Origin of the sequence: Pedobacter mendelii, assembly GCF_014635725.1 — a bacterium.
GTDB classification, from domain to species: Bacteria; Bacteroidota; Bacteroidia; order Sphingobacteriales; family Sphingobacteriaceae; genus Pedobacter; species Pedobacter mendelii.
The window spans coordinates 61,867-81,034 of the sequence record NZ_BMDJ01000002.1; the positions used below are offsets into that span (position 1 = coordinate 61,867).

At 34.0% G+C, this 19,168-nt stretch carries 20 protein-coding genes; 11 read left to right on the forward strand and 9 right to left on the reverse strand.

Translation table 11 applies throughout. From position 1 onward, the window contains the following. Window positions 1-44 precede the first annotated feature (44 nt). The 4 genes from IEV50_RS03790 to IEV50_RS03805 all read left to right on the forward strand — a co-directional run bounded on the left by IEV50_RS03790 (window position 45) and on the right by IEV50_RS03805 (window position 5,065). Window positions 45-2,633 carry a PAS domain S-box protein gene (locus IEV50_RS03790; RefSeq protein WP_188411924.1) on the forward strand — a complete coding sequence of 863 codons (2,589 nt, stop codon included), beginning with the start codon at window positions 45-47 and terminating at the stop codon, window positions 2,631-2,633. Between the two features lie 114 nt (window positions 2,634-2,747). Next, window positions 2,748-3,173 carry an SRPBCC family protein gene (locus IEV50_RS03795; protein ID WP_188411925.1) on the forward strand — a complete coding sequence of 142 codons (426 nt, stop codon included), beginning with the start codon at window positions 2,748-2,750 and terminating at the stop codon, window positions 3,171-3,173. A gap of 178 nt (window positions 3,174-3,351) precedes the next feature. Beyond that, window positions 3,352-4,104: an efflux RND transporter periplasmic adaptor subunit gene (locus tag IEV50_RS03800; RefSeq protein ID WP_188411926.1), complete on the forward strand. Its 753-nt coding sequence runs from the start codon at window positions 3,352-3,354 to the stop codon at window positions 4,102-4,104. A 22-nt stretch (window positions 4,105-4,126) separates the two neighbouring features. After that, the gene (locus tag IEV50_RS03805) at window positions 4,127-5,065 is read left to right on the forward strand and encodes a helix-turn-helix domain-containing protein (RefSeq protein WP_188411927.1); all 939 of its coding nucleotides are present in this window, start codon (window positions 4,127-4,129) and stop codon (window positions 5,063-5,065) included. Here IEV50_RS03805 and IEV50_RS03810 read toward each other — a convergent pair. Next, on the reverse strand, window positions 5,062-5,541 hold the full coding sequence (locus IEV50_RS03810; protein ID WP_229746613.1) for a 2OG-Fe(II) oxygenase: 480 nt from the start codon (window positions 5,539-5,541) through the stop codon (window positions 5,062-5,064). The genes IEV50_RS03805 and IEV50_RS03810 overlap by 4 nt on opposite strands. 229 nt (window positions 5,542-5,770) lie before the next feature. Here IEV50_RS03810 and IEV50_RS03815 point away from each other — a divergent pair, with 229 nt between their 5' ends. The 3 genes from IEV50_RS03815 (at window position 5,771) to IEV50_RS03825 (ending at window position 9,306) form a co-directional block, all read left to right on the forward strand. Then, complete coding sequence (locus tag IEV50_RS03815) at window positions 5,771-6,772, forward strand: phosphotransferase (protein ID WP_188411928.1); 1,002 nt, start codon at window positions 5,771-5,773, stop codon at window positions 6,770-6,772. An 81-nt stretch (window positions 6,773-6,853) separates the two neighbouring features. Beyond that, window positions 6,854-7,705: a dienelactone hydrolase family protein gene (locus IEV50_RS03820; RefSeq protein WP_188411929.1), complete on the forward strand. Its 852-nt coding sequence runs from the start codon at window positions 6,854-6,856 to the stop codon at window positions 7,703-7,705. A gap of 26 nt (window positions 7,706-7,731) precedes the next feature. Continuing rightward, complete coding sequence (locus IEV50_RS03825; protein WP_188411930.1) at window positions 7,732-9,306, forward strand: hypothetical protein; 1,575 nt, start codon at window positions 7,732-7,734, stop codon at window positions 9,304-9,306. 18 nt (window positions 9,307-9,324) lie between these two features. Here the strand turns inward: IEV50_RS03825 and IEV50_RS03830 are convergent, their stop codons facing one another. The 4 genes from IEV50_RS03830 to IEV50_RS03845 form a co-directional block, all read right to left on the reverse strand. Next, window positions 9,325-10,341 (reverse strand): WD40/YVTN/BNR-like repeat-containing protein, encoded by a 1,017-nt coding sequence (locus IEV50_RS03830; RefSeq protein WP_188411931.1) that lies wholly within the window; start codon window positions 10,339-10,341, stop codon window positions 9,325-9,327. Window positions 10,342-10,350: 9 nt separating this feature from the next. Further along, entirely contained in the window at window positions 10,351-10,782 is a 432-nt protein-coding gene (locus tag IEV50_RS03835; protein WP_188411932.1) for a DUF2147 domain-containing protein, read from the reverse strand. Between the two features lie 100 nt (window positions 10,783-10,882). After that, window positions 10,883-11,260, reverse strand: a complete 378-nt coding sequence (locus IEV50_RS03840; protein ID WP_188411933.1) for a DoxX family membrane protein — start codon at window positions 11,258-11,260, stop codon at window positions 10,883-10,885. Between the two features lie 85 nt (window positions 11,261-11,345). Then, window positions 11,346-11,765: a VOC family protein gene (locus IEV50_RS03845; RefSeq protein ID WP_188411934.1), complete on the reverse strand. Its 420-nt coding sequence runs from the start codon at window positions 11,763-11,765 to the stop codon at window positions 11,346-11,348. 138 nt (window positions 11,766-11,903) lie between these two features. On the opposite strand from IEV50_RS03845, the gene IEV50_RS03850 reads away from it, so the two are divergent. Next, complete coding sequence (locus IEV50_RS03850) at window positions 11,904-12,668, forward strand: GlxA family transcriptional regulator (protein WP_229746614.1); 765 nt, start codon at window positions 11,904-11,906, stop codon at window positions 12,666-12,668. Window positions 12,669-12,691: 23 nt separating this feature from the next. Next, window positions 12,692-12,865, forward strand: coding sequence for a helix-turn-helix domain-containing protein (locus IEV50_RS19580; protein WP_229746615.1), 174 nt, complete (start codon window positions 12,692-12,694; stop codon window positions 12,863-12,865). 510 nt (window positions 12,866-13,375) lie between these two features. Here IEV50_RS19580 and IEV50_RS03855 read toward each other — a convergent pair. Then, entirely contained in the window at window positions 13,376-13,795 is a 420-nt protein-coding gene (locus IEV50_RS03855) for a nuclear transport factor 2 family protein (RefSeq protein ID WP_188411935.1), read from the reverse strand. A 168-nt stretch (window positions 13,796-13,963) separates the two neighbouring features. On the opposite strand from IEV50_RS03855, the gene IEV50_RS03860 reads away from it, so the two are divergent. After that, window positions 13,964-14,251: a winged helix-turn-helix transcriptional regulator gene (locus IEV50_RS03860; protein WP_229746616.1), complete on the forward strand. Its 288-nt coding sequence runs from the start codon at window positions 13,964-13,966 to the stop codon at window positions 14,249-14,251. Window positions 14,252-14,343: 92 nt separating this feature from the next. Here the strand turns inward: IEV50_RS03860 and IEV50_RS03865 are convergent, their stop codons facing one another. Further along, window positions 14,344-14,559, reverse strand: a complete 216-nt coding sequence (locus IEV50_RS03865; protein WP_229746617.1) for a nucleoside triphosphate pyrophosphohydrolase family protein — start codon at window positions 14,557-14,559, stop codon at window positions 14,344-14,346. 223 nt (window positions 14,560-14,782) lie between these two features. Next, window positions 14,783-15,145, reverse strand: a complete 363-nt coding sequence (locus IEV50_RS03870; protein ID WP_229746618.1) for a winged helix-turn-helix transcriptional regulator — start codon at window positions 15,143-15,145, stop codon at window positions 14,783-14,785. A gap of 78 nt (window positions 15,146-15,223) precedes the next feature. Here IEV50_RS03870 and IEV50_RS03875 point away from each other — a divergent pair, with 78 nt between their 5' ends. Continuing rightward, entirely contained in the window at window positions 15,224-16,087 is an 864-nt protein-coding gene (locus IEV50_RS03875; RefSeq protein WP_188411936.1) for an SDR family NAD(P)-dependent oxidoreductase, read from the forward strand. 443 nt (window positions 16,088-16,530) lie between these two features. On the opposite strand, the gene IEV50_RS03880 is transcribed toward IEV50_RS03875, so the two are convergent. After that, complete coding sequence (locus IEV50_RS03880; protein ID WP_188411937.1) at window positions 16,531-18,885, reverse strand: outer membrane beta-barrel family protein; 2,355 nt, start codon at window positions 18,883-18,885, stop codon at window positions 16,531-16,533. Window positions 18,886-19,168 lie beyond the last annotated feature (283 nt).

The window sequence follows — 19,168 nt, forward strand, 5'->3', positions numbered from 1 at the left end:
CTTGTTATATTCGCAAGAATTTAATATTGAAGAAGTATCTCTGAATGAATTTTTTAGAATCATCCCTATTTAAGTCACTTTTTAATGATGATGTTCCAAGAGTTATACTTGAAGCGAACAATCCTGAATTTACGATAATAACCTATAATGATGCGTACAAGGAAGCAACATATACCGTAAACAGAGATGTTAAAGGTCAATCTTTGTGGGTAGCTTTTCCTAAAGATAACAACAACCCCGGATCCAGCACTTTAAACGATGGTTTGATTCGTGCGATAGAAACACTTCAAAAAATTATTCTTCCACCTTTTTCTTATGATATACCTTCATCAAATGCGAAATCGATAGAGCCTAGTTGGTGGCAATTAGAGATAGAGCCAATTGTTGATAAAAATGGAAATGCTGAATTTTTACTCATCAAAACCTTAAATGTTTCCGATCAAGTTTCAGGCAGTAATACCATCAATAAATATATTGAAAGAGAACAAGTTTTAAGCCGAGAATTATCCAATACGCACGAAGAACTTGCTGCATCAAATGAAGAACTTCAGACAAATCTGGAAGATTTATTAAGTACAAATGAAGCACTAACTACTTCAAGAAAAGATCTTCAAACTTTAAATTTAGCTTTAGAGAATAGAATTGAAGAACGAACAAAAGATCTTGAATATAGTCGTTTACTACTACAAAATATTATATCAACAGCAAATGTTGCAATGACTTTGTTAAAGGGCGAAGATTTAATTATTCAACTACCTAACCCTAAAATGCTTCTTATCTGGCAACGCGATTTAAAAGACGTGGTTGGCAGAAAGATAACTGACGTTTTTCCTGAATTAGCGTATCAGCGTTTTCCAAAACTTTTAGCTAATGTTTTTAATACAGGACAACCCGTAGCCATGCTACAGGTTCCGGTAGATATTTCTATGCCAACTGGAGAAATAAAGCTTATTTATGTCGATTTTTCTTATGACCCCATATTTGGAACCGATGGAAAAGTTGAATATATATTAGCAACAGTTAATGACATTACATCTCAAGTTGAAAATTTAATACAGCTTGAAGAAAGTAAATCAGAATTGCAGGCAATAACTGAAGAGTTAGCTGCATCTAACGAAGAATTATCGGCTACCAATGAGGAACTGGCAACTACTAACGAAGAATTACAAGAGGCACAAGAAAGCTTGTTTTTAAAAAATGAAATACTTGCGGAAACTGAAGAAAATTTAAATCTTGCCTTAGCTTCCGGAAATTTAGGAATTTACAGCATAGAACCCTCAACTGGAAAATTTAATATTTCTAAAAAAGCCAGAGAATTCTATGGTTTACCTTTAAACGAAGAGATTTTATGGGCAGATGTAATAAAAACTGTTGTTCCTGAATATTTGCCGATAATTGAGAAAGCCCGGGCTGATGCCTTAGCTAAACTTATACCTTTCGATGTTCAATACCCAATTATTCAAAGCTCTTCAGGAAATAGAAAATGGGTTAGAGTTGTTGGTAAAAGCGTTCCTAAAACAAAACTTAGAGATGCAAGATTTTTAGGTGTTATTATGGATATAACCGTAGAAGTTAAGCATAGATTAGTCATTGAAGAAAGCGAAGATAGGTTCAGAAACATGGCTGAAGCAACCGACGTTTTTATTGCTGTAGGAGATGCAACAAGTAATGCAACTTATTTTAATAACGCATGGGTAAGACTTACCGGGCGCTCTATGTCAGAATTATTGGAATTAGGCTGGGCAGATTTAATTCATCCTGAAGATAAAGACCGTTATGTAAATATTTACATTTCTGCTTTTGAGAAAAAAGAACCTTTTAAAGCTGAATTTCGATTACTTGCAATAGATGGCGAATACAGATGGCTTTTAGCAAATGGAAACCCTCGTTTTAATACCGACGGAGTTTTTATGGGATATATAAGTTCGAATGTGGATATTACAGAGCTTAAAAAAGATGAATTAAGAAAAAATGATTTCATTGGAATGGTGAGTCACGAGCTTAAAACACCATTAACAGCTATAAGTGGTTTCATACAGGTGCTACAATCAAGAGCTAAAAAGAATGATGATAGTTATGCACTAAATGCTTTAAATAGGGCATATAATCAGGTTAGAAAAATGACAACCATGATTAATGGCTTTCTTAATGTTTCACGTCTCGAATCTGGCAAGCTTTTAATCGAAAAAAGTAATTTTCAATTAGATGAATTACTTGTTGAGTTAATTGATGAAAGCGATATTGTGCAATTTTCACATCAGATAATTTTAAGCATCAGCGAACCTGTTCTAATAAATGCCGACCGAGATAAAATTGGAAGTGTGGTATCTAATTTATTAAGTAATGCGGTCAAATATTCTGCATCGGGTACCAGGATTGATGTTAAATGTGAAATAACTGAGAATAGTGCTTTGGTAAGTGTAATAGATCACGGTATTGGTATTGATAAGGAAGATTTAGAAAAACTTTTCGATAGATATTACCGCGTAGGGAAACATCATACGGTATCCGGTTTTGGAATTGGTCTTTATCTTAGTGCTGAAATAATTGAAAGACATAACGGAAAAATCGGTGTGGAAAGCGAAGTTGGAAAAGGCTCTACCTTTTATTTTGAAATCCCATTATCTGTGTAAATTGTGTTTTGGGTATTGAAAATGATGTACAAAATAAACCCTAAACTTGTCTCATTTAGCCTTTTTGATTTTTAAAATCTTCCTATATCTTTATCATATAAAAATCAATCATATATGGCATTAGAGAACACAGCCCCAATTACAATTGAAACAACTGTAAATACTCCTGTAGAAAAAGCTTGGGAATTTTGGAACAATCCGGTACACATTAAGAATTGGGCTTTTGCATCTCCAGAATGGCATGTACCTCATGCAGAAAATGATTTACGCAAGGGCGGAAAATTTTCGACAACAATGGCAGCAAAAGATGGAAGTATGAGTTTTGACTTCGGTGGAATTTATACTTCAGTTGATATGTACAAACTAATTGAATACGTGCTTGGCGATGGTAGAAAAGTTAAAATAGTTTTTGAAGCTGATGCTGATTCAACTAAAATCACTGAAACATTCGACCCGGAAAGTGTAAATCCAATTGAAATGCAGAAAGGCGGCTGGCAGGCAATTTTACATAATTTTAAAAAGTACACCGAGACAAACTAATTCCAAAAAAATAATCTTTTTAAAATCTCCTTATTAATCAGGGTATTTTTATTTTGTTGAAAGCTTACTCATTCTTAAGTAACAATTCGATTATTATTTGATTCGCATAATAATTGGTTTGACTTAAATACTCAGATATTGTAATCATAATTTACATTTGTGGTGTAAATTCTACACTATGCCTCGTATATCGCTTCTTTATTTTACTATTTTACTGTTTTTTATAAGCTCATTCAAGTTAAATACTCAAGCAGGAACCATTTCTACCAATGATTTAGACCAGGCAATGGCAAAAAAAAATTCTGATTTAGCACAATTCCAGGCTGCCAAAGCATCATATAAAGAGGTTGGCTCAATACAGAATTATTTGGAAATCAGAGCCCCTTTTAATGGAATTATTTCTTCGAGGAACGTAAACTTAGGCGCTTATGTTGGGCCTTCGGGCAAAGGTTCAGAGTTACCATTATTTACACTTCAGGATCAGAAAAATTTGCGTTTGGCGGTTTCCATACCAGAAGTTTATACAGGATATTTAAAACAGGGAGATGAAGTTACTTTTACCGTAAAATCGCTTCCAAGTCAAACTTTTAAAGCAAAGGTTAAACGCTTATCCGGAGCATTGGATTTACGTTTGCGCTCTGAACGCATTGAAATGGATGTTCCTAATGCGGCTAAAAGATTATTACCAGAAATGGTAGCCGAAATTAATATTCCGCTTCCTGCAAATGCAAACACTTTCATCATCGCTAAAAAAGCATTATTAGATACTAGTGAGGGTTTGTATGTGCTAAAAATCGAAAAAAATAAAGCTGTAAAAAAAGGAAGAGAAACTGATGAAAAAGTGGAAATATTTGGAAACTTAAACGAAGGTGACAAATTAATTGCAGAACCTACAGAAGAAATGCACGAAGGAATGGTCATTAAACCCTAACTTAGTTTAAGGAACTATTATCATGTTGGCAAAAAGTCAGGAATTTAATGCATTAACAAGAAATGAAACGCTCGAAGATTTTTACAATCGACTTAAAATCATACGTCCCGAAATTCCAACACCAAGTTTAGGTTTAATAAATGATATCGGTCACTTTAATGTTTTCAATCGCTCTGTAGTTTGTACAAATATGCCTTCTGCATTTAGCAGGCGAGATTTTTATAAAATTTCTTTAATTATTGGGAATGGAATTTTGCATTATTCCGATAAGCAAATAGAAATAAGAGATAGGGCTTTACTTTTTACTAATCCAAATATTCCTTATTCATGGGAAAGTACATCGCCAAAACCTAATGGTTATTTCTGTTTGTTTACAGACAATTTTATTCATCATCGTAACGAAAATTTAAGAGAATCTTTGTTGCTGAAAATAAATGATAATCCTGTAATTCATATAGATAAACAAAAAGAAGAAAGTATAAAGGAGATTTTCTGTAAAATGGCAAAAGAAATGGATGGTGATTACATTCATAAGTATGATTTGTTAAGAAATTATGTACAGCTTATTGCTCATGAAGCACTAAAAATAATACCTAAGGAAAATATTTTTAAACTTAATAATGCTTCAGCTCGTTTAACAGCACAGTTTATAGAATTATTAGAAAGGCAATTCCCAATTGGCTCAACAGAACATGTATTAGAGTTAAAAACCGCACATGATTTTGCCTTAAGACTTTTGGTCCATGTAAATCATTTAAATCATGCTGTAAAAGAAGTTACAGGAAAAACCACTTCCGAGCATATTTCTAAACGCATAACTACAGAAGCTGTCGCTTTGCTAAAACATACCGAATGGAACATAGGGCAAATAGGTTATTGTTTAGGTTTCGAATATCCTGCAAACTTTAACATTTTTTTTAAACGCCAAATGGATTGTACACCTAAATCTTTCAGAAATTAATTTACTTTTAACCAGCCAGTAATACTCATTCTAACAACATTTGTTGTTAAAACTTCATGTTCCAGTTTATCGCTTTTAAAAAACACACTTTTGCAATTTACAGGCGAAATATTTTGAGCTATCCCTTTTTTATAAATACACAGTTCTCCACCATCGCCAAGTTTCCATCCTATATTTAAATAAATTATCATGGAGTATTTTCTGCTGCCGTTATTTTTAAACTGATCGTAATGCTTTTTATAAAAGCTGCCTTTCTGATACATAGTGTAATGAAACTCGTATCCTGTAATGCCAGTATAGCAGGTTTGATTTAAGTGAAGTATGAAACTGTCCATCAAATCAAAAAAATCATTTTCATATTGATTGTTATGCTTTCTGTCTAACCAATAAATTATGTCACTCCTTACCAGTTTATTTTGGGTAACAATCGGGTTGTTACCTATTCCTGCGGAGAGTAATAAATTATCCTTATACAATTCGGCGATATTATCTCTTAAATGGGCTGCTAGTTTTAAATTTAAAAAACTTTCTGTAATGCCTACTTCATCATCAATAAAACTATCGATTAATGCATTGAAGATTTTTTCCAGTGGGGGGTTGATTAGGATTTTACCTTTTGCAAAATCCTTGGTAAGGTAGTGTTAATTAATATCAGAAAAGCCTTTTAAAATTTTACTTTTGATAATTCATATTTGTTTTTCTGTTATGCAAGCTATTTTCCCAGCACAATATTCTACACTGTCTGCTAACGCACTAAATAAATATATTGCCGAAGCTTATGGCTTAAAAGGCTTTAGCTGCAAATTATTAATTAGAAATGTGAGCGATACCTATATTTTAGAAAATGAAAATCAAAAATTCATATTCAAGATTTATCGGGATGCACACCGAAAATTTAGTGAAATTGAAGCTGAGGTTGAGCTGCTTAATATACTAAAACAAAATGGACATTCAGTTTCTTATCCGATTGCAGCTATTTCAGGGAAACAAATACAACAATTTAATGCAATTGAAGGCATCAGAAATGGCATCCTATTTTCTTATGCAGAAGGAAGAGTTATCCACGATTTAAATGAAAGCCACCTGGTGCAAATTGGTAAGAATATTGCAAAAATACATACCACAAGCTCATCTATGAAGCTTAAAAATGCAAGACCGATTTTGACGTTTGAAACAACACTTTTGGAACCATTGAAAACCTTGAAACCTCATTTTTTTGAAATGGTAGAAGAATATCAATATCTCGTAGAGGTTTCGAACAAAGTGATTAAAAAATTTGATGAATTTGATATTTCAAATTTCAGCTATGGCTATTGTCATTACGACTTATTTCCAAAAAATTTCCATTTTGATCTAGCTGGAAAAATCACTTTTTTTGATTTTGATTTTGCAGGAGAAGGCTATTTGGTTAATGATTTAATGTCTTTCCTTAATCATTTCTTTTTTCATGTAGTAAATAATATGCTAACAGTTCAACAAGCTGAAAAAGATTTTAACACTTTCTTAAATGCTTATAAAACCGTTAGAAATTTAACCGATGATGAAATAAAAGCAATACCATATTTGGGAATCACTTTTCATATTTACTTCCTTAAATTCTTTTACGATAATTATGATGATTGGTCAAATTCATTTTTAACGCCAAGATATGTTAAGCATCGAATTGAATTAATTAAAAAATGGGTAGAAATGTACTGCAAATTTTAGATGCACTAACGTTACAAAACCTTTGTTTTAATTTCAAAATCAGAATGTTATCTTAGCTAACCACTTAAAACTTTCATCTCCATGGACCAGAAAATTATTAACCTGTACGATAAGTACACACACAGTCAGCTTAGCAGAAAAGAATTTATGAAAAAGCTTGCTATCCTTGCAGGAAGCACAGCATTGGCAGTAACCATTTTACCATTATTGGAAAACAGTTATGCATCAGCTTCAGAATTTTTAAGCGATGACATTACTTCAGAAGAAATCACTTTCCCTGGTATTGAGGGCGATATGAGAGCTATTTTAGCAAAACCAAAAGGCAAGAAAAACTTAGGTTCGGTATTGGTAATTCATGAAAACAGAGGATTAAACCCTCATATTATTGATGTTACCAAAGGAGTTGCGGCAGAAGGATTTATTGCTTTAGGTGTTGATGCGTTATCTCCGCTGGGTGGTACGCCAACTGATGAGGATAAAGGTCGTGAGTTAATTGGGAAATTAGATCCTGAAAAGAATCTACAGAATTACTTAAAAGGCCTTGAATATCTTCGTAAAATTAAAGGAGGAAATGGGAAAGTGGGTTGCGTTGGTTTTTGTTGGGGTGGCGGAATGTCGAACAAACTTGCCGTAAACGATCCAAAATTACAAGTCGCTGTTGCTTATTATGGCGCACAACCAAATGTTGCAGATGTTGCTAAAATAAAAGCGAGTATTATGATGCATTATGGCGGTTTGGATGAACGTATAAATGCAGGTATTCCAGCTTATGATGCAGCCTTAAAAGCAGCTAGTGTGGATTATAAAATTTTTATTTACGATGGTGTTAATCATGCTTTCAATAACAACACATCTCCAACCAGATATAATGAAGCCGCAGCAAAATTAGCATGGGGAAGAACAATTGATTTGTTTAAAAGCAAATTGAGTTAATAATCTTCCTTAACTAATAATCTATAATGAAAAATACCGCCTCTGCGTTTATAATTCTTTTTGTGCTATGTGCTTGCACGAGAAGTTATAAGCCCGACAAGGTTGATTTAAACCATCAACCAACTAAACCATCCGCAGTTACCTTCAAAAATTATCTGGGTGTGAACGCATTTGAATGGGATTTTGTAGAGCAAAATCAATCTAATGTGATTAGCGGACGCAAAATGGCAATTATCAATTCGTTCGGTGGTATAAGGCATTATCTGGATTGGGACAGGATGGAATCCGAAGAAGGAAAATATACATTTAATCCGACACATTCTGGTGGTTCTTACTATGATTTAATGTACACCAGTTTAAAAAAAGATAACATTGATGTTTTAGCTTGCATCAAAAACGTTCCCAGTTGGTTTTTAAAAACTTATCCAAAAGAACAACAAGGTGCTGACAATACTCCTCTTCCATTTGGCTATGATAAAAGCAATCCAGAATCATACTTAGCACAAGCGAAAATGGGTTTTCAGTTTGCTGCCCGATATGGTTCTAACAAAAACATAGAGCCGGCATTAGTAACCGTTAATACAGCTCCAAGATGGATGGGTGATGATTTGAACAGCGTAAAAATAGGCTTAAACCTTATTAAATATGTTGAATGCAATAACGAGCCTGACAAATGGTGGGCAGGAAAAAAAGCACAGCAAACTGCAGAAGAATATGCAGCAAACTTATCGGCATTTTATGATGGGCATAAAGGCAAACTAGGAAAGAATGTAGGCGTAAAAGCCGCCGACCCAAATATGAATGTCGTAATGGGCGGATTGGGTGATGCAAAACCAGAATTTGTGGAGAAAATGATTTCATGGTGCAAGAAAAACAGAGGCCTTAAACCTGATGGAACTGTAAATTTATGCTTTGACGTTATCAATTATCATTTATATGCAAATGATGCATTTGTTAATAATGGAAAAGCAACGAAAGGCGTTGCCCCAGAATTATCAGAAATTGGTGCAATGGCAGATAAGTTTATAGAAATGCGAAATAAAAACGCCAAAGATATACCTGTTTGGGTTACTGAAACTGGATATGATGTTGGTAAAACTCCACAATCTGCAATTCCAATATTATCAAAATCTTCTTTGATTACCCAGGCAGATTGGAATTTACGGACATCGCTTTTATATGCAAGGCATGGTATTTCTAGATGTATGTTTTACATGCTTGATGATGCAGGAGGCATAAATAACCCAGTACAATATAGTTCTTCAGGTTTTGTTAACGAGAATGGAACTAAGCGGCCATCTGCAGATTATATGCTGCAGACAAAAAAAATACTTGGAGACTATTTTTATTTCAAAACATTAAGTAATGAACCGTTGGTTGATTTATATAAGCTCAAAAAAAAAGAAATCTATGTTTTAACCGTTCCTGATCAAAAAGGAAGAAAAGTTAAATATCAGTTAAATTTAGGTTCAGCTAAACATGCCATTATCCATACCTTACAAGCAGGTAAAGAAAATATGCTTAATAAAAAAGTAAATATAAAAAACGGTAAACTTCAAATCGAAGTAACAGAAACCCCCATTTTTGTAGAGAAAATTTAAGACTGACTGGCGTATATATTAATTAACTTCTAATTGATAAATAAGGCCTTTATTTCCAGCAAGCAAAACCACATTACCTTTCTTTGCTTTCTGAACAGAATTAAAGCTGATGTCAGAAATATGCTTCCAGTTTTCGCCACCATCTGTAGAAATATCGGTACCTGAAGTTCCTGTAGCAATAACCACTTTTTTACTGATGTATGCAACTGCTGACCGATAACCGGAAACTGGTGTTTGAGGTTTAGTCCATGTTTTACCACCATCATTAGTTAAAACTATATTATTACTGTTATCTTTATCCTTCACATAATTTCCCCCAACGGCTACACCAATCTTCGCATCATAAAAATCTATAGAAAACGGCCCGGTACTATTCTCACCTTGCCAAATTGGGCATTCAAAAATTTGCCATTTCAAACCATAATCTGCAGAGTAATAAATATTAGAAACAGTACCGCCACTTGCTACCCAAACTTTTCCGCCAGGTAATGTTTTTATTGTTGTTCCGCTTGCGGCAAAGCCTGCTTCACCTTTTGCCAATGGTAATTTTAAATTTGTTGAAATATCTATCCAGGTCTTTCCAGCATCTACTGTTTTAAGCAATTGCATTTTGTTATTAATTGGATCACCGAAAATTATGGCTTTGCTGTTATCCCAAAATCCCAAACCATCCAAAAATATTGCACTATCTACATTCTTATAGGTTTCCGTCCAGTTTGCACCACCATCTGTCGTTTTCAAAATATAAGCCGGAGCACCTGCATTTACAACAATTGCTTCTTTTTCATTAAAGGCCTCAACATCCCGAAAATCTAATTTCTCATACCCTTTTGGATTTATCCAACTCCAGGTTTTTCCACCATCAATGGTTCTGCCAACTGAACCATTACTTCCGCTTACCCATGCAATTTTATCGGTTACAACACTTAAACCCCTTATACTTGTTTTTGTGTTTTCATTTAATGGTTTTAAAAAATAGGTCTGAGCAGTGCAAAAAAAAGGTGCCAATACTAGGCACCAAATTAATTTCTTCATATTTATTATCTATTTTACTCTTTTAAAAGTTTCAGAACGACCGAGTAATGAAATTCCGATATAACCTCTAACATTCATCACATCATTACCTTTTAAAGATATATTACAACTGTAAGTTTTTCCGCTCTTAGGGTCGTAAATTGTACCGTCGGTCCATTTACCATCTTCGAAAATAAAATCTTTTAAAATTTCTAAGTTTAACAAAGGTCTGTTTTGTAAACTTGCCTTTGGATTTTTAGCATCTGTTTTTGGCTTACCATTTGAATTAGGTTCTTTTAACCATGCGAGTTTTCCATAATACTTATCGCCTTTTTTGTAAATTTCTATCTGGCCTTCACCTGATGGATTTAACCATTTTCCAACAACTGCGTCCTTGCTTTGTGCAATTGCACTAAAACTTATCGCTACAAATAGCAGCATTAATAACTGGATTTTTCTCATAATTGATTTCTATTTAGTGTTTTTAAAGATAGTAATTTGCATTTTCTATGCAAACATAATAAATAGAAAAAGTAAGAGAAAGTTTTAAAATATCAAAAAATTACTTTGAAACGATTGGCAAGTATTTTTGGCGATACGCGTAAAATAGAAATAAATTAAAAATGAGCATTATAACTACCATTGGTAATTCTTTAGGTCCCAAAAAGGCATGATAAAAGAAAATATTTAAGGTGATAGGAAAAATGATGATTGCGGCCAGAGGCGCGGTTCGACCAATTAAAAGCAATACACCGGCAACTAATTCGGTAACTTTAATTAAGGGCATAAGGTATACCGACGCTGTAACACCTGCCATAAAAGTAGTCTGATCGGCCGACATTTGAGGTTGTTCGGGCATATATTTTGCAAAATAGCTAATTGAAGCAAAAAGGTACATTGCCCCAAGTAAAACACGAACAATAATAATTGCGATTTTCATAATTGGATTTAATTTTAGTTTGGTTGTTTAAAAATAGTAAAAGCAAGAGATAAGTCGAAACTTTTATTGTTGTTAATTAAAATTACTATTTGTTGTAATCGTAATTTATCATCCATTGAATGCCGAATTTATCTGTTAACATACCAAATAATGCATTCCAAAACATTTTATCCAGCGGCATGGTAGCTTTACCTCCTCGTGCTAAACCATTAAACATATTGTGTGCTTCCTCCTCACTTTCCGCATCTACCGAAAGTGAAACACCTGTACCATAAGTTACATTAGGCATCGGATGTGTAACATCTGTCCCCATTAATAAATTACCTCCAATTGGCAGCGCGATGTGCATTAACTTATCCAAATCATCAGTTTTCATACCATCACATCCCGGCATGTCTTTATATCGTTGAACGGTAAGAAAATCACCCCCAAATATAGATTTATAAAAGTTAAATGCCTCTTCCGTGTTTCCGTTAAAATTTAAATAAGTGTTTACTGTTGCCATAACTTGATATTTTATACCTGTTTAATTAATAAATTAAATTTACGCTGTTTACGCATAAATCTAACTTGCTATTAAAGCCAACATTTGGGGTGATTTAAGACAAATTTTATATATTTACTAGTATAAAAATCTGACCAAATGATAAAAATTGGCGTTTTAATACCTGAAGATTATAAACTACTAAGTGTTGCAGCTATATTGGAAGTTTTTGAAATAGCCAATAAATTTCAAATTATTAAAGGGCTTGATAAGCCTTTTGATATTACACTATTAACCTTAAATAATAATGTAGATCACTTTTTTAAAGCTTATAATACCAATAATATTGATAACGAAAAATGTTATAATCTTGTCCTTATACCTTCTTTTACAACAGAAGATATTAATAAAACAATCAAACTGAATAGCGCTTATATTCCATGGCTAATTAAACAAAATAATGCCGAGGCGGAGATAGCTACATTTTGTACTGGTGCCTTTTTATTAGCCGCAACCGGATTATTGGATGGCAAAGTAGCAACGACACATGTAGATGCCTGCCCGGCATTTGCTATCGCATTTCCATCAGTTCAATTAAAGCCAGATAAAACAGTTACTCAAGATGGCAGATTATTTACAAGTGGGGGCGCAACCTCAACATTTCACCTGTTACTTTACTTACTTCAAATCCATTGCGGTAAAGAACTTGCCATTAAAACTGCAAAAATATTTGCTATAGATATGGACAGGCATAATCAATCTTATTTTAGTTCTTTTCAACCTTCAAAACTTCATAATGATGAAATAGTTGCTTCAGCACAAGAAAAAATTGAAAATAACTATCAGGATGTTGCAACTATTGAGGAAATGATAAGAGATATTCCTTCCAGCAGAAGAAACAAGTTAGACGATTTAAACAAGTAATTGGTATAACTCCAATTGAATACTTGCAGCAAACACGTGTAGAAGCAGCAAAAAAATTACTAGAGCAAACCGCTCAGCAAATGACAGAGGTAATTTTTAATTCTGGATATAACGACCCGAAAGCTTTCAGAAAAATATTTAGAAAAACTGTTGGTATGACACCATCCCAATACAGAGATAAATTTCAATCAAGATAAAATTATCCAGTAAAAACCTAATTAAACAATGTTTTCAATTAATTGATATAATCTTCCTGACAAGATTAAAAATAATTCTGATTATAGAATAATTCTCATTAAATTAACGTTATATTAGCATTAACCAAATAATTACACCATGAGCACATTCTTATTAATTGTTGGATCTTTCTATTTCATTTCACTTTGTTTAATGGTTTACGGCTTTTATTCAGCACAACCTATGCCCAGAGATTACGAAAAGTTTTAGAATTATTTATTTAGATTATACTTACTCTAATTTCTATTTAGGTAGATATAGTTTTTTTCTTGTATAATTATTTGATTATAATCTGCTTTTTAAAATCAATTTTCCGAGTTTATTATCTTTCATAGTCATTACCCTAATTTCCGTATCAAATGATACCAATAGTAATTTTTTCGCTACTGGTTGGTGTCCCAATAAACTGAACTAAGTTAAGTTCGCTCACTGAAACACTAACCGATAGTTGAACATAAAATACCTACTATCTACATAAATGCATCAATAATCCACACAGGATTCCAAAACTCACGATAGCATGAAATTTTACCTTCCTTGAGTGTAATTCGACCAATATAGAGCTGATGGTAAGGCTTGCCTGTAGCAATAACATTAGCACTACCTTCAAATTCTACAAATATCGTTTCCGGATCAGATGTAGTGCTGAACACAAAGTTCTTAAAGTCCCAGTCAGTAGCCCCATTAACAACATTCGATATGTATTCTGCGATGGCATCGCGACCTGCTACTTCTTTAGCATAAGGTGCAGGTGCATACGGAAACTGCTGAACTGCATCTTCCGTGAATAAATCAGCATAGGCTTCGCGAGTCATATCTGGGTTGGTAAACTTAGCAAGGTGCAAACGAAATAAACGTTCTGCAAGCGTATTTTTTGTTATAGTATCCATATTTTATACTTGTAATAATGTAATTGATTCGACAAAAATATTAATGTAATCTTATACCTTTGCTATGGGTTACATAAAGGATACCATCTAATGATGAATAAAGATCGTTGTCTCAAGCCTGCCACCGATGAAGAATGCAGGAAGGCATGGCTAACGCTTAAGGATACTATGGATATAGTTGGAGGCAAATGGAAGTTGGTCTTAATCTCTATTTTGAGGGGCGGCAAATTTAAATTTCGCGAACTTGCCAGGGAAGCAGAAATATCACCTCGGATTCTATCCAAAGAACTAAAAGAACTTGAAATGAATGGCTTGGTAAGCAGAACGGTATTAGATACGAGACCAATTACTGTCGAATATCAACTAACACCATATAGTGTTTCGCTCAACAAACTAATATTAAACATGTATGAATGGGGACAAATGCATCGCCAAAAGATCACGGGGAAGCAATAATTTTATTGATGTTTTCACTGCTGTTTTGTGCCATACGGACCCGCTTATGTTAACTTTCAGTTAGTAAGAAAATCTTAGAGAGATCAGGATACCTACTTTAATTCAACATCTATTTTGGTGAAAAATTTATCAACTGCATATTTTATATCAATCCCAGACCTTTCTGCCAATACAATCAACCACCAAATATTTCCGGCAAGTTTATGTTGCAATTCTACCTCAAACCGGCTTTCGGCCAGCTTTGCTGTTGCGACAGTTAGGTAAGCCAAAGCATCTTCTTTCACAGTCCACTCGCCTCCATGATTCATTATCTCCAGTTCGTGGGATTTTTTCTTATTTCCAGAGATCTAAGGATAATCTCGTCAAAATTTTCTTTATGTGTATTTATTGAATTAAGTTCGCCCTGACAAAAGAGATTTTGCCGTTTTTAAATTCAAATGTTCCTCCAATTTTACCTTCTGGAAAATCACCAGAAAACTGCACTTCCAAATGTACATTTTGTTAATCTGTTATTTTGAACGCCTTTACAACCTACACAGCCGCTCTTTCTGTTATAACCGCTTTATGGTTCTTTCCCCAGTTTTTCATTTCTTCAATTAATGGCGCTAATGTTTTACTGTATGCGGTAAGCTCATAGGTTATAAGGATTGATGAACCATCAGAAACGGTCCGGACAATAAGCTTGTTCATTTCCAATTCTTTTAACTCTTTGGAGAGCATTCTTAACGTAATTTTCGGAATGCTTCGGGCAATTTCTCTAAAACGATTATTCCCATTATTTATCGACATAATAATTGGAAGCTTCCATTTACCGCTTATTACGTACAATGTATCTTGAATATGCCGCATATCTTGCAAACATTCTTCGTCACTTTGTTTTTTATCCTTCATCATCACTGATATACTTTAGTATACTGATTGTAAAAGTATATCAATATATTGATAGTTTTGGCATATAAAATAAATAGCATAATGGAAAATGAGTTAGCATTAAAGGGTAAGATTGTATTGGTAACCGGCGGCAGCAGAGGAATTGGAAAAGGTATTGCAATTGCTTTGGGTAAATTAGGCGCTACGGTTTTTATTACCGGCAGACCCCAAAAATCACCAAATAAATTATCGGGATCAATTGAAGAAACCGCTGAGGCGGTTACAAATGCCGGCGGTATCGGACACGCCATTTATTGTGATCACGCAAATGATGATGATGTTGCGGCGGCTTTCGAAAAAATAAAGAAAGAAACGGGTTACATTGATATTCTGGTGAACAACGTAACTTCTTTAGCCAACGATATTCTTTACCCGCCACCTTTTTGGACGAAAAGCCTCCAGCTTGCCGACCAAATTACCGTGGGATTACGTTCTGCTTATGTAAGCAGTTATTATGCAGCACCACTGCTGCTAAAATCAAAAAAAGGTTTGATTGTAAACATCTCTTACTATGGAGCGGTATCCTATCATCTTGACCCAGCTTATGGTGCCACAAAAGCGGGATTAGATAAATTGACCTGGGATATGGCAATTGATTTTAAGCCTTTTGGTGTTTCAGTAATTTCTGTTTGGCCAGGCCCTACGGCTACTGAATTTGCAGTTTCGTTAATTTCCAAAATGGAAGGTGGCGAAAAGATGATGGAAAATTTTGAAACGCCAGAGTTTACGGGACTGGTGATTAAGCATGTTTACTCAGATCCTGATTTGATCGAAATGTCCGGCTCCGTAATTATTGGCGCTGAAGCGGCTGTCAAATATGGGTTTAAAGATATCAATGGTAAGTTACCACAAGTATTGAAATTAGGTTTAGGCGCTCCAACGGAATATTTTGAAGTTAACCATTAATACGGGTGAAAAGCGATAATGTTGCGGACTTTCTTGATTCCAATTTAAAAAGACTACAAATTATATGTTCAGAATAAGGAATGTGGCTCATGCTGTACTATTAGCTTTTAAATTTGACAGATTTTCAGAATTAATTGAATATGGATGTAATTCAAAAAGATAGACCTTAAAATGTTGTTGCCTGGATAAACCGGATCCCATTGACCCCCCATCTCACCAAAAAGATAAAATCTCCGTCCATTTAATTTCCAAACAATTTATATGGTCCTTTAAATTGGTGAGATGGGGTCAAACATTTTAGTTTGTCAACTAGTGGATCTAGATTAATTTTTTTCATGATATTTGTTTTTAATCTAGTCTCTACTCTTTTCAGGCTTTTCGAGATACGCCTATTGTCGCGCTACAATTTCTTTATATACCTATGTATTTTTCTTAAGGGATCTTTAATTTACTCTCTGCGTTTCTTTAAAGGTGACTTGTTTTCTATTTCCTTTTACTTTAGCTTTCCCAAAGCTGTAACTCGCTGTTAGACTAAATCTTCTGCTATCATAATAGTTGTTATAATACTGTGTGAAAGTATTGTAATACACTTTGCCCCTACTAACTGTCCCTTTCAAAATATCTTCTGCTGATGCGTTAAGTTGCAATTTACCATCTAATAGTGAAGCTCTGAGTCCAATAGAAAGAAAACTTCTTCCTTCGCTGTAAACATTTCCCTGGGTGGCAGGCAAGGAGTGCCAGAAATTGAAGGTTCCACTAAAGGTTTTATTAATCTTAAAACTGTTAAAAATATTATAGTATACAGCAGCACCATCTTCTAGCAGTACATCCTGAATGGTAGATTTTGCTTTAACAAAATTCAAACTAACAAATTCGCGGTTCTCCCACCAAGGGAAAAATTTAATGGCAAATGTTGCTTCCAATCCACTGCTATATTGAGTTAGATAATTCCGGTAATCAACAATTTTTAACGCCTCATTGACTGTAACAATACGACCATAACCGTCAACTAGTTTCTGCAAATAAAGTGTTAGAGAAAACATGTCCTTATATAAATAGGCAACTTCGGAATTATGGTTATATGAGGGTTGTAACGTGGGATTTCCTGTGGAATAAGTATATGGATTTGTATACCACCGGAATGGATTAAGTGCACGAAAGTTTGGTCTATTTATCCTTTTAGAATAAGTTGCAGATAAGGTATTATTTTGATTTATTTTATAACTTAGATAGACAGAAGGGAATAGTCTTCCATATTTCCGATTAGTTTTTTCCCCTGTAGTTGGTGAATAGCCATCGATAATAGAATATTCATATCTCAACCCTGCTTTGGCTGACCACTTCTTACCAAAGTCGCTTTGGATACTATAGTAAGCTGCAAGGTTCTGTTCTGAATATTGAAATACGTTAGCTTTTGTAGGATCCAATATAAAATTCCCGTTAAGTAAATTAAAATATCCTACATCGGAGTCGTTTTCAAAATTCGTGAATTTAAGGCCAGCTTCCATAGAAGCCCATTTATAAGGTAGGGTGAGATCGCTTTGTGCAGACCATATAATATAATTCAGGCCGCTTGTATTCCTGACTTGCTCTGCCATTCCATTACGGTTTGAAAATGTAGAGAAATCCACTTTCGTCTCTGGATCGGTTGAAAAATAATTAAAACCTGAGCTTAGCTTTTTCCCTTTTTTATCCAGTTTCTGGTCATAATATACATTTAGAGTCTGAGACAAAGATGGATTGAAATGATTAGAATAGGTATTTAACACTGAATCAATGGTTTGAGCTGTTTTGTAAACCGAGGAATTTTCAATTTGCATCTTATAACTTGTTTTCCCAATGTCGTAGATTAGGCCAAAATTTGCTTTATCAGTGGCCTTGTAATCCATGGAAAGGTTCAAGCCGACCCCTCGCTGTATATCCTGGCGTTTGTCGCTGCTTAAGATAGAGTTTTCACCTATTACATCGAACTCTTCTGTTGGTCTGGTTTTTCTATAGTTCTGCCTAAACTTCCCTGAAATGGCAATTTTTTTGGATTGAAAATTTAGATTCAAGCTATTTGCATTTGCAGGAAAAGTCGTTTGAGCATAGGTAGAGCTTATGTCGCCACTCCATCCCAAATTTGGATTGCTTTTAAGAACAATATTGATCATGCCGCTATTGCCTTGTGCCTCGTATTTCGCTGGTGGAGTAGTCAATACTTCGATCTTTTCAACGTCATCGGATCTGAGTGATTTTAAATAGTTGACAAGATCTGCACCACCTATGTTTACAATTCTTTCATTTATCATTACTGAAACTCCACTTTTTCCCGAAATAGACACTCCATTGCCATCTATTCGAAGCATAGGTGTTAAAGCAAGCGCCTGCGTCAAGTCTGTTCCTTTGGCAGCTATAGAATTGCTGACATTAAATACAATTCTATCAATCTTTCTTTCCAATAATGGTTTACTAGCGGTTATTGTTACACCTTTAAGAATTACATCCGTACTTTTTTGAAGGTATAATAATATGGTAGTATCTCTATATACTTTTAGGCTGGTACGTATCTCTTCCCTTCCAAGAAAACTTGCACTAATAATATATTGCCCAGAATTAACAGCATTGAAAATAAATTCACCATTCATATCAGAAAAAGTTGTTTTAAGGACATTGGTATCTCTCATAAGATTTAGTGAAACATTGGCAATAGGTCGTTTTGTTGTATCATTGATTTGCCCTTGGATTTTTAACTGTCCAAAACAATAAATGTTAAAAAAGCTAATAATTGTAAAAAGTAAAGTTGTATAAGTTTTCATAATCGATAAATCATCCTGATAAAGGACATTAATTTTATTTTTATGTTGCTTACTTTATTTTTAAAATCATACCGGTTTTTTGTTATGTTTAATTATTTGGTTATCAAATTCATACATTAATTCAATCAACCAAAATGTTTTTGATACATAACGGCAGAAGCGGTATAAAAAGGGCGCTTTCTGGGAAAAGCGCTTTAAGCCTGATAAAGTCGGCTTTAAAAAAAACTAAAAAATGAACAGTTAGGCAAATAGATCGTAAATTCAGCTAATCAATAAAAGATCT

What these genes read in the sequence shown, in the direction of transcription:
- IEV50_RS03790 (WP_188411924.1), top strand. Translation starts at nt 45, where the DNA reads ATGAATTTTTTAGAATCATCCCTATTTAAGTCACTTTTTAATGATGAT.
- IEV50_RS03880 (WP_188411937.1), bottom strand. Translation starts at nt 18,885, where the DNA reads ATGAAAACTTATACAACTTTACTTTTTACAATTATTAGCTTTTTTAAC.
- IEV50_RS03835 (WP_188411932.1), bottom strand. Translation starts at nt 10,782, where the DNA reads ATGAGAAAAATCCAGTTATTAATGCTGCTATTTGTAGCGATAAGTTTT.
- IEV50_RS03830 (WP_188411931.1), bottom strand. Translation starts at nt 10,341, where the DNA reads ATGAAGAAATTAATTTGGTGCCTAGTATTGGCACCTTTTTTTTGCACT.
- IEV50_RS03800 (WP_188411926.1), top strand. Translation starts at nt 3,352, where the DNA reads ATGCCTCGTATATCGCTTCTTTATTTTACTATTTTACTGTTTTTTATA.
- IEV50_RS03860 (WP_229746616.1), top strand. Translation starts at nt 13,964, where the DNA reads ATGGATATAGTTGGAGGCAAATGGAAGTTGGTCTTAATCTCTATTTTG.
- IEV50_RS03855 (WP_188411935.1), bottom strand. Translation starts at nt 13,795, where the DNA reads ATGGATACTATAACAAAAAATACGCTTGCAGAACGTTTATTTCGTTTG.
- IEV50_RS03865 (WP_229746617.1), bottom strand. Translation starts at nt 14,559, where the DNA reads ATGAATCATGGAGGCGAGTGGACTGTGAAAGAAGATGCTTTGGCTTAC.
- IEV50_RS03805 (WP_188411927.1), top strand. Translation starts at nt 4,127, where the DNA reads ATGTTGGCAAAAAGTCAGGAATTTAATGCATTAACAAGAAATGAAACG.
- IEV50_RS03820 (WP_188411929.1), top strand. Translation starts at nt 6,854, where the DNA reads ATGGACCAGAAAATTATTAACCTGTACGATAAGTACACACACAGTCAG.
- IEV50_RS03875 (WP_188411936.1), top strand. Translation starts at nt 15,224, where the DNA reads ATGGAAAATGAGTTAGCATTAAAGGGTAAGATTGTATTGGTAACCGGC.
- IEV50_RS03845 (WP_188411934.1), bottom strand. Translation starts at nt 11,765, where the DNA reads ATGGCAACAGTAAACACTTATTTAAATTTTAACGGAAACACGGAAGAG.
- IEV50_RS03840 (WP_188411933.1), bottom strand. Translation starts at nt 11,260, where the DNA reads ATGAAAATCGCAATTATTATTGTTCGTGTTTTACTTGGGGCAATGTAC.
- IEV50_RS03795 (WP_188411925.1), top strand. Translation starts at nt 2,748, where the DNA reads ATGGCATTAGAGAACACAGCCCCAATTACAATTGAAACAACTGTAAAT.
- IEV50_RS03870 (WP_229746618.1), bottom strand. Translation starts at nt 15,145, where the DNA reads ATGATGAAGGATAAAAAACAAAGTGACGAAGAATGTTTGCAAGATATG.
- IEV50_RS03815 (WP_188411928.1), top strand. Translation starts at nt 5,771, where the DNA reads ATGCAAGCTATTTTCCCAGCACAATATTCTACACTGTCTGCTAACGCA.
- IEV50_RS03825 (WP_188411930.1), top strand. Translation starts at nt 7,732, where the DNA reads ATGAAAAATACCGCCTCTGCGTTTATAATTCTTTTTGTGCTATGTGCT.
- IEV50_RS03850 (WP_229746614.1), top strand. Translation starts at nt 11,904, where the DNA reads ATGATAAAAATTGGCGTTTTAATACCTGAAGATTATAAACTACTAAGT.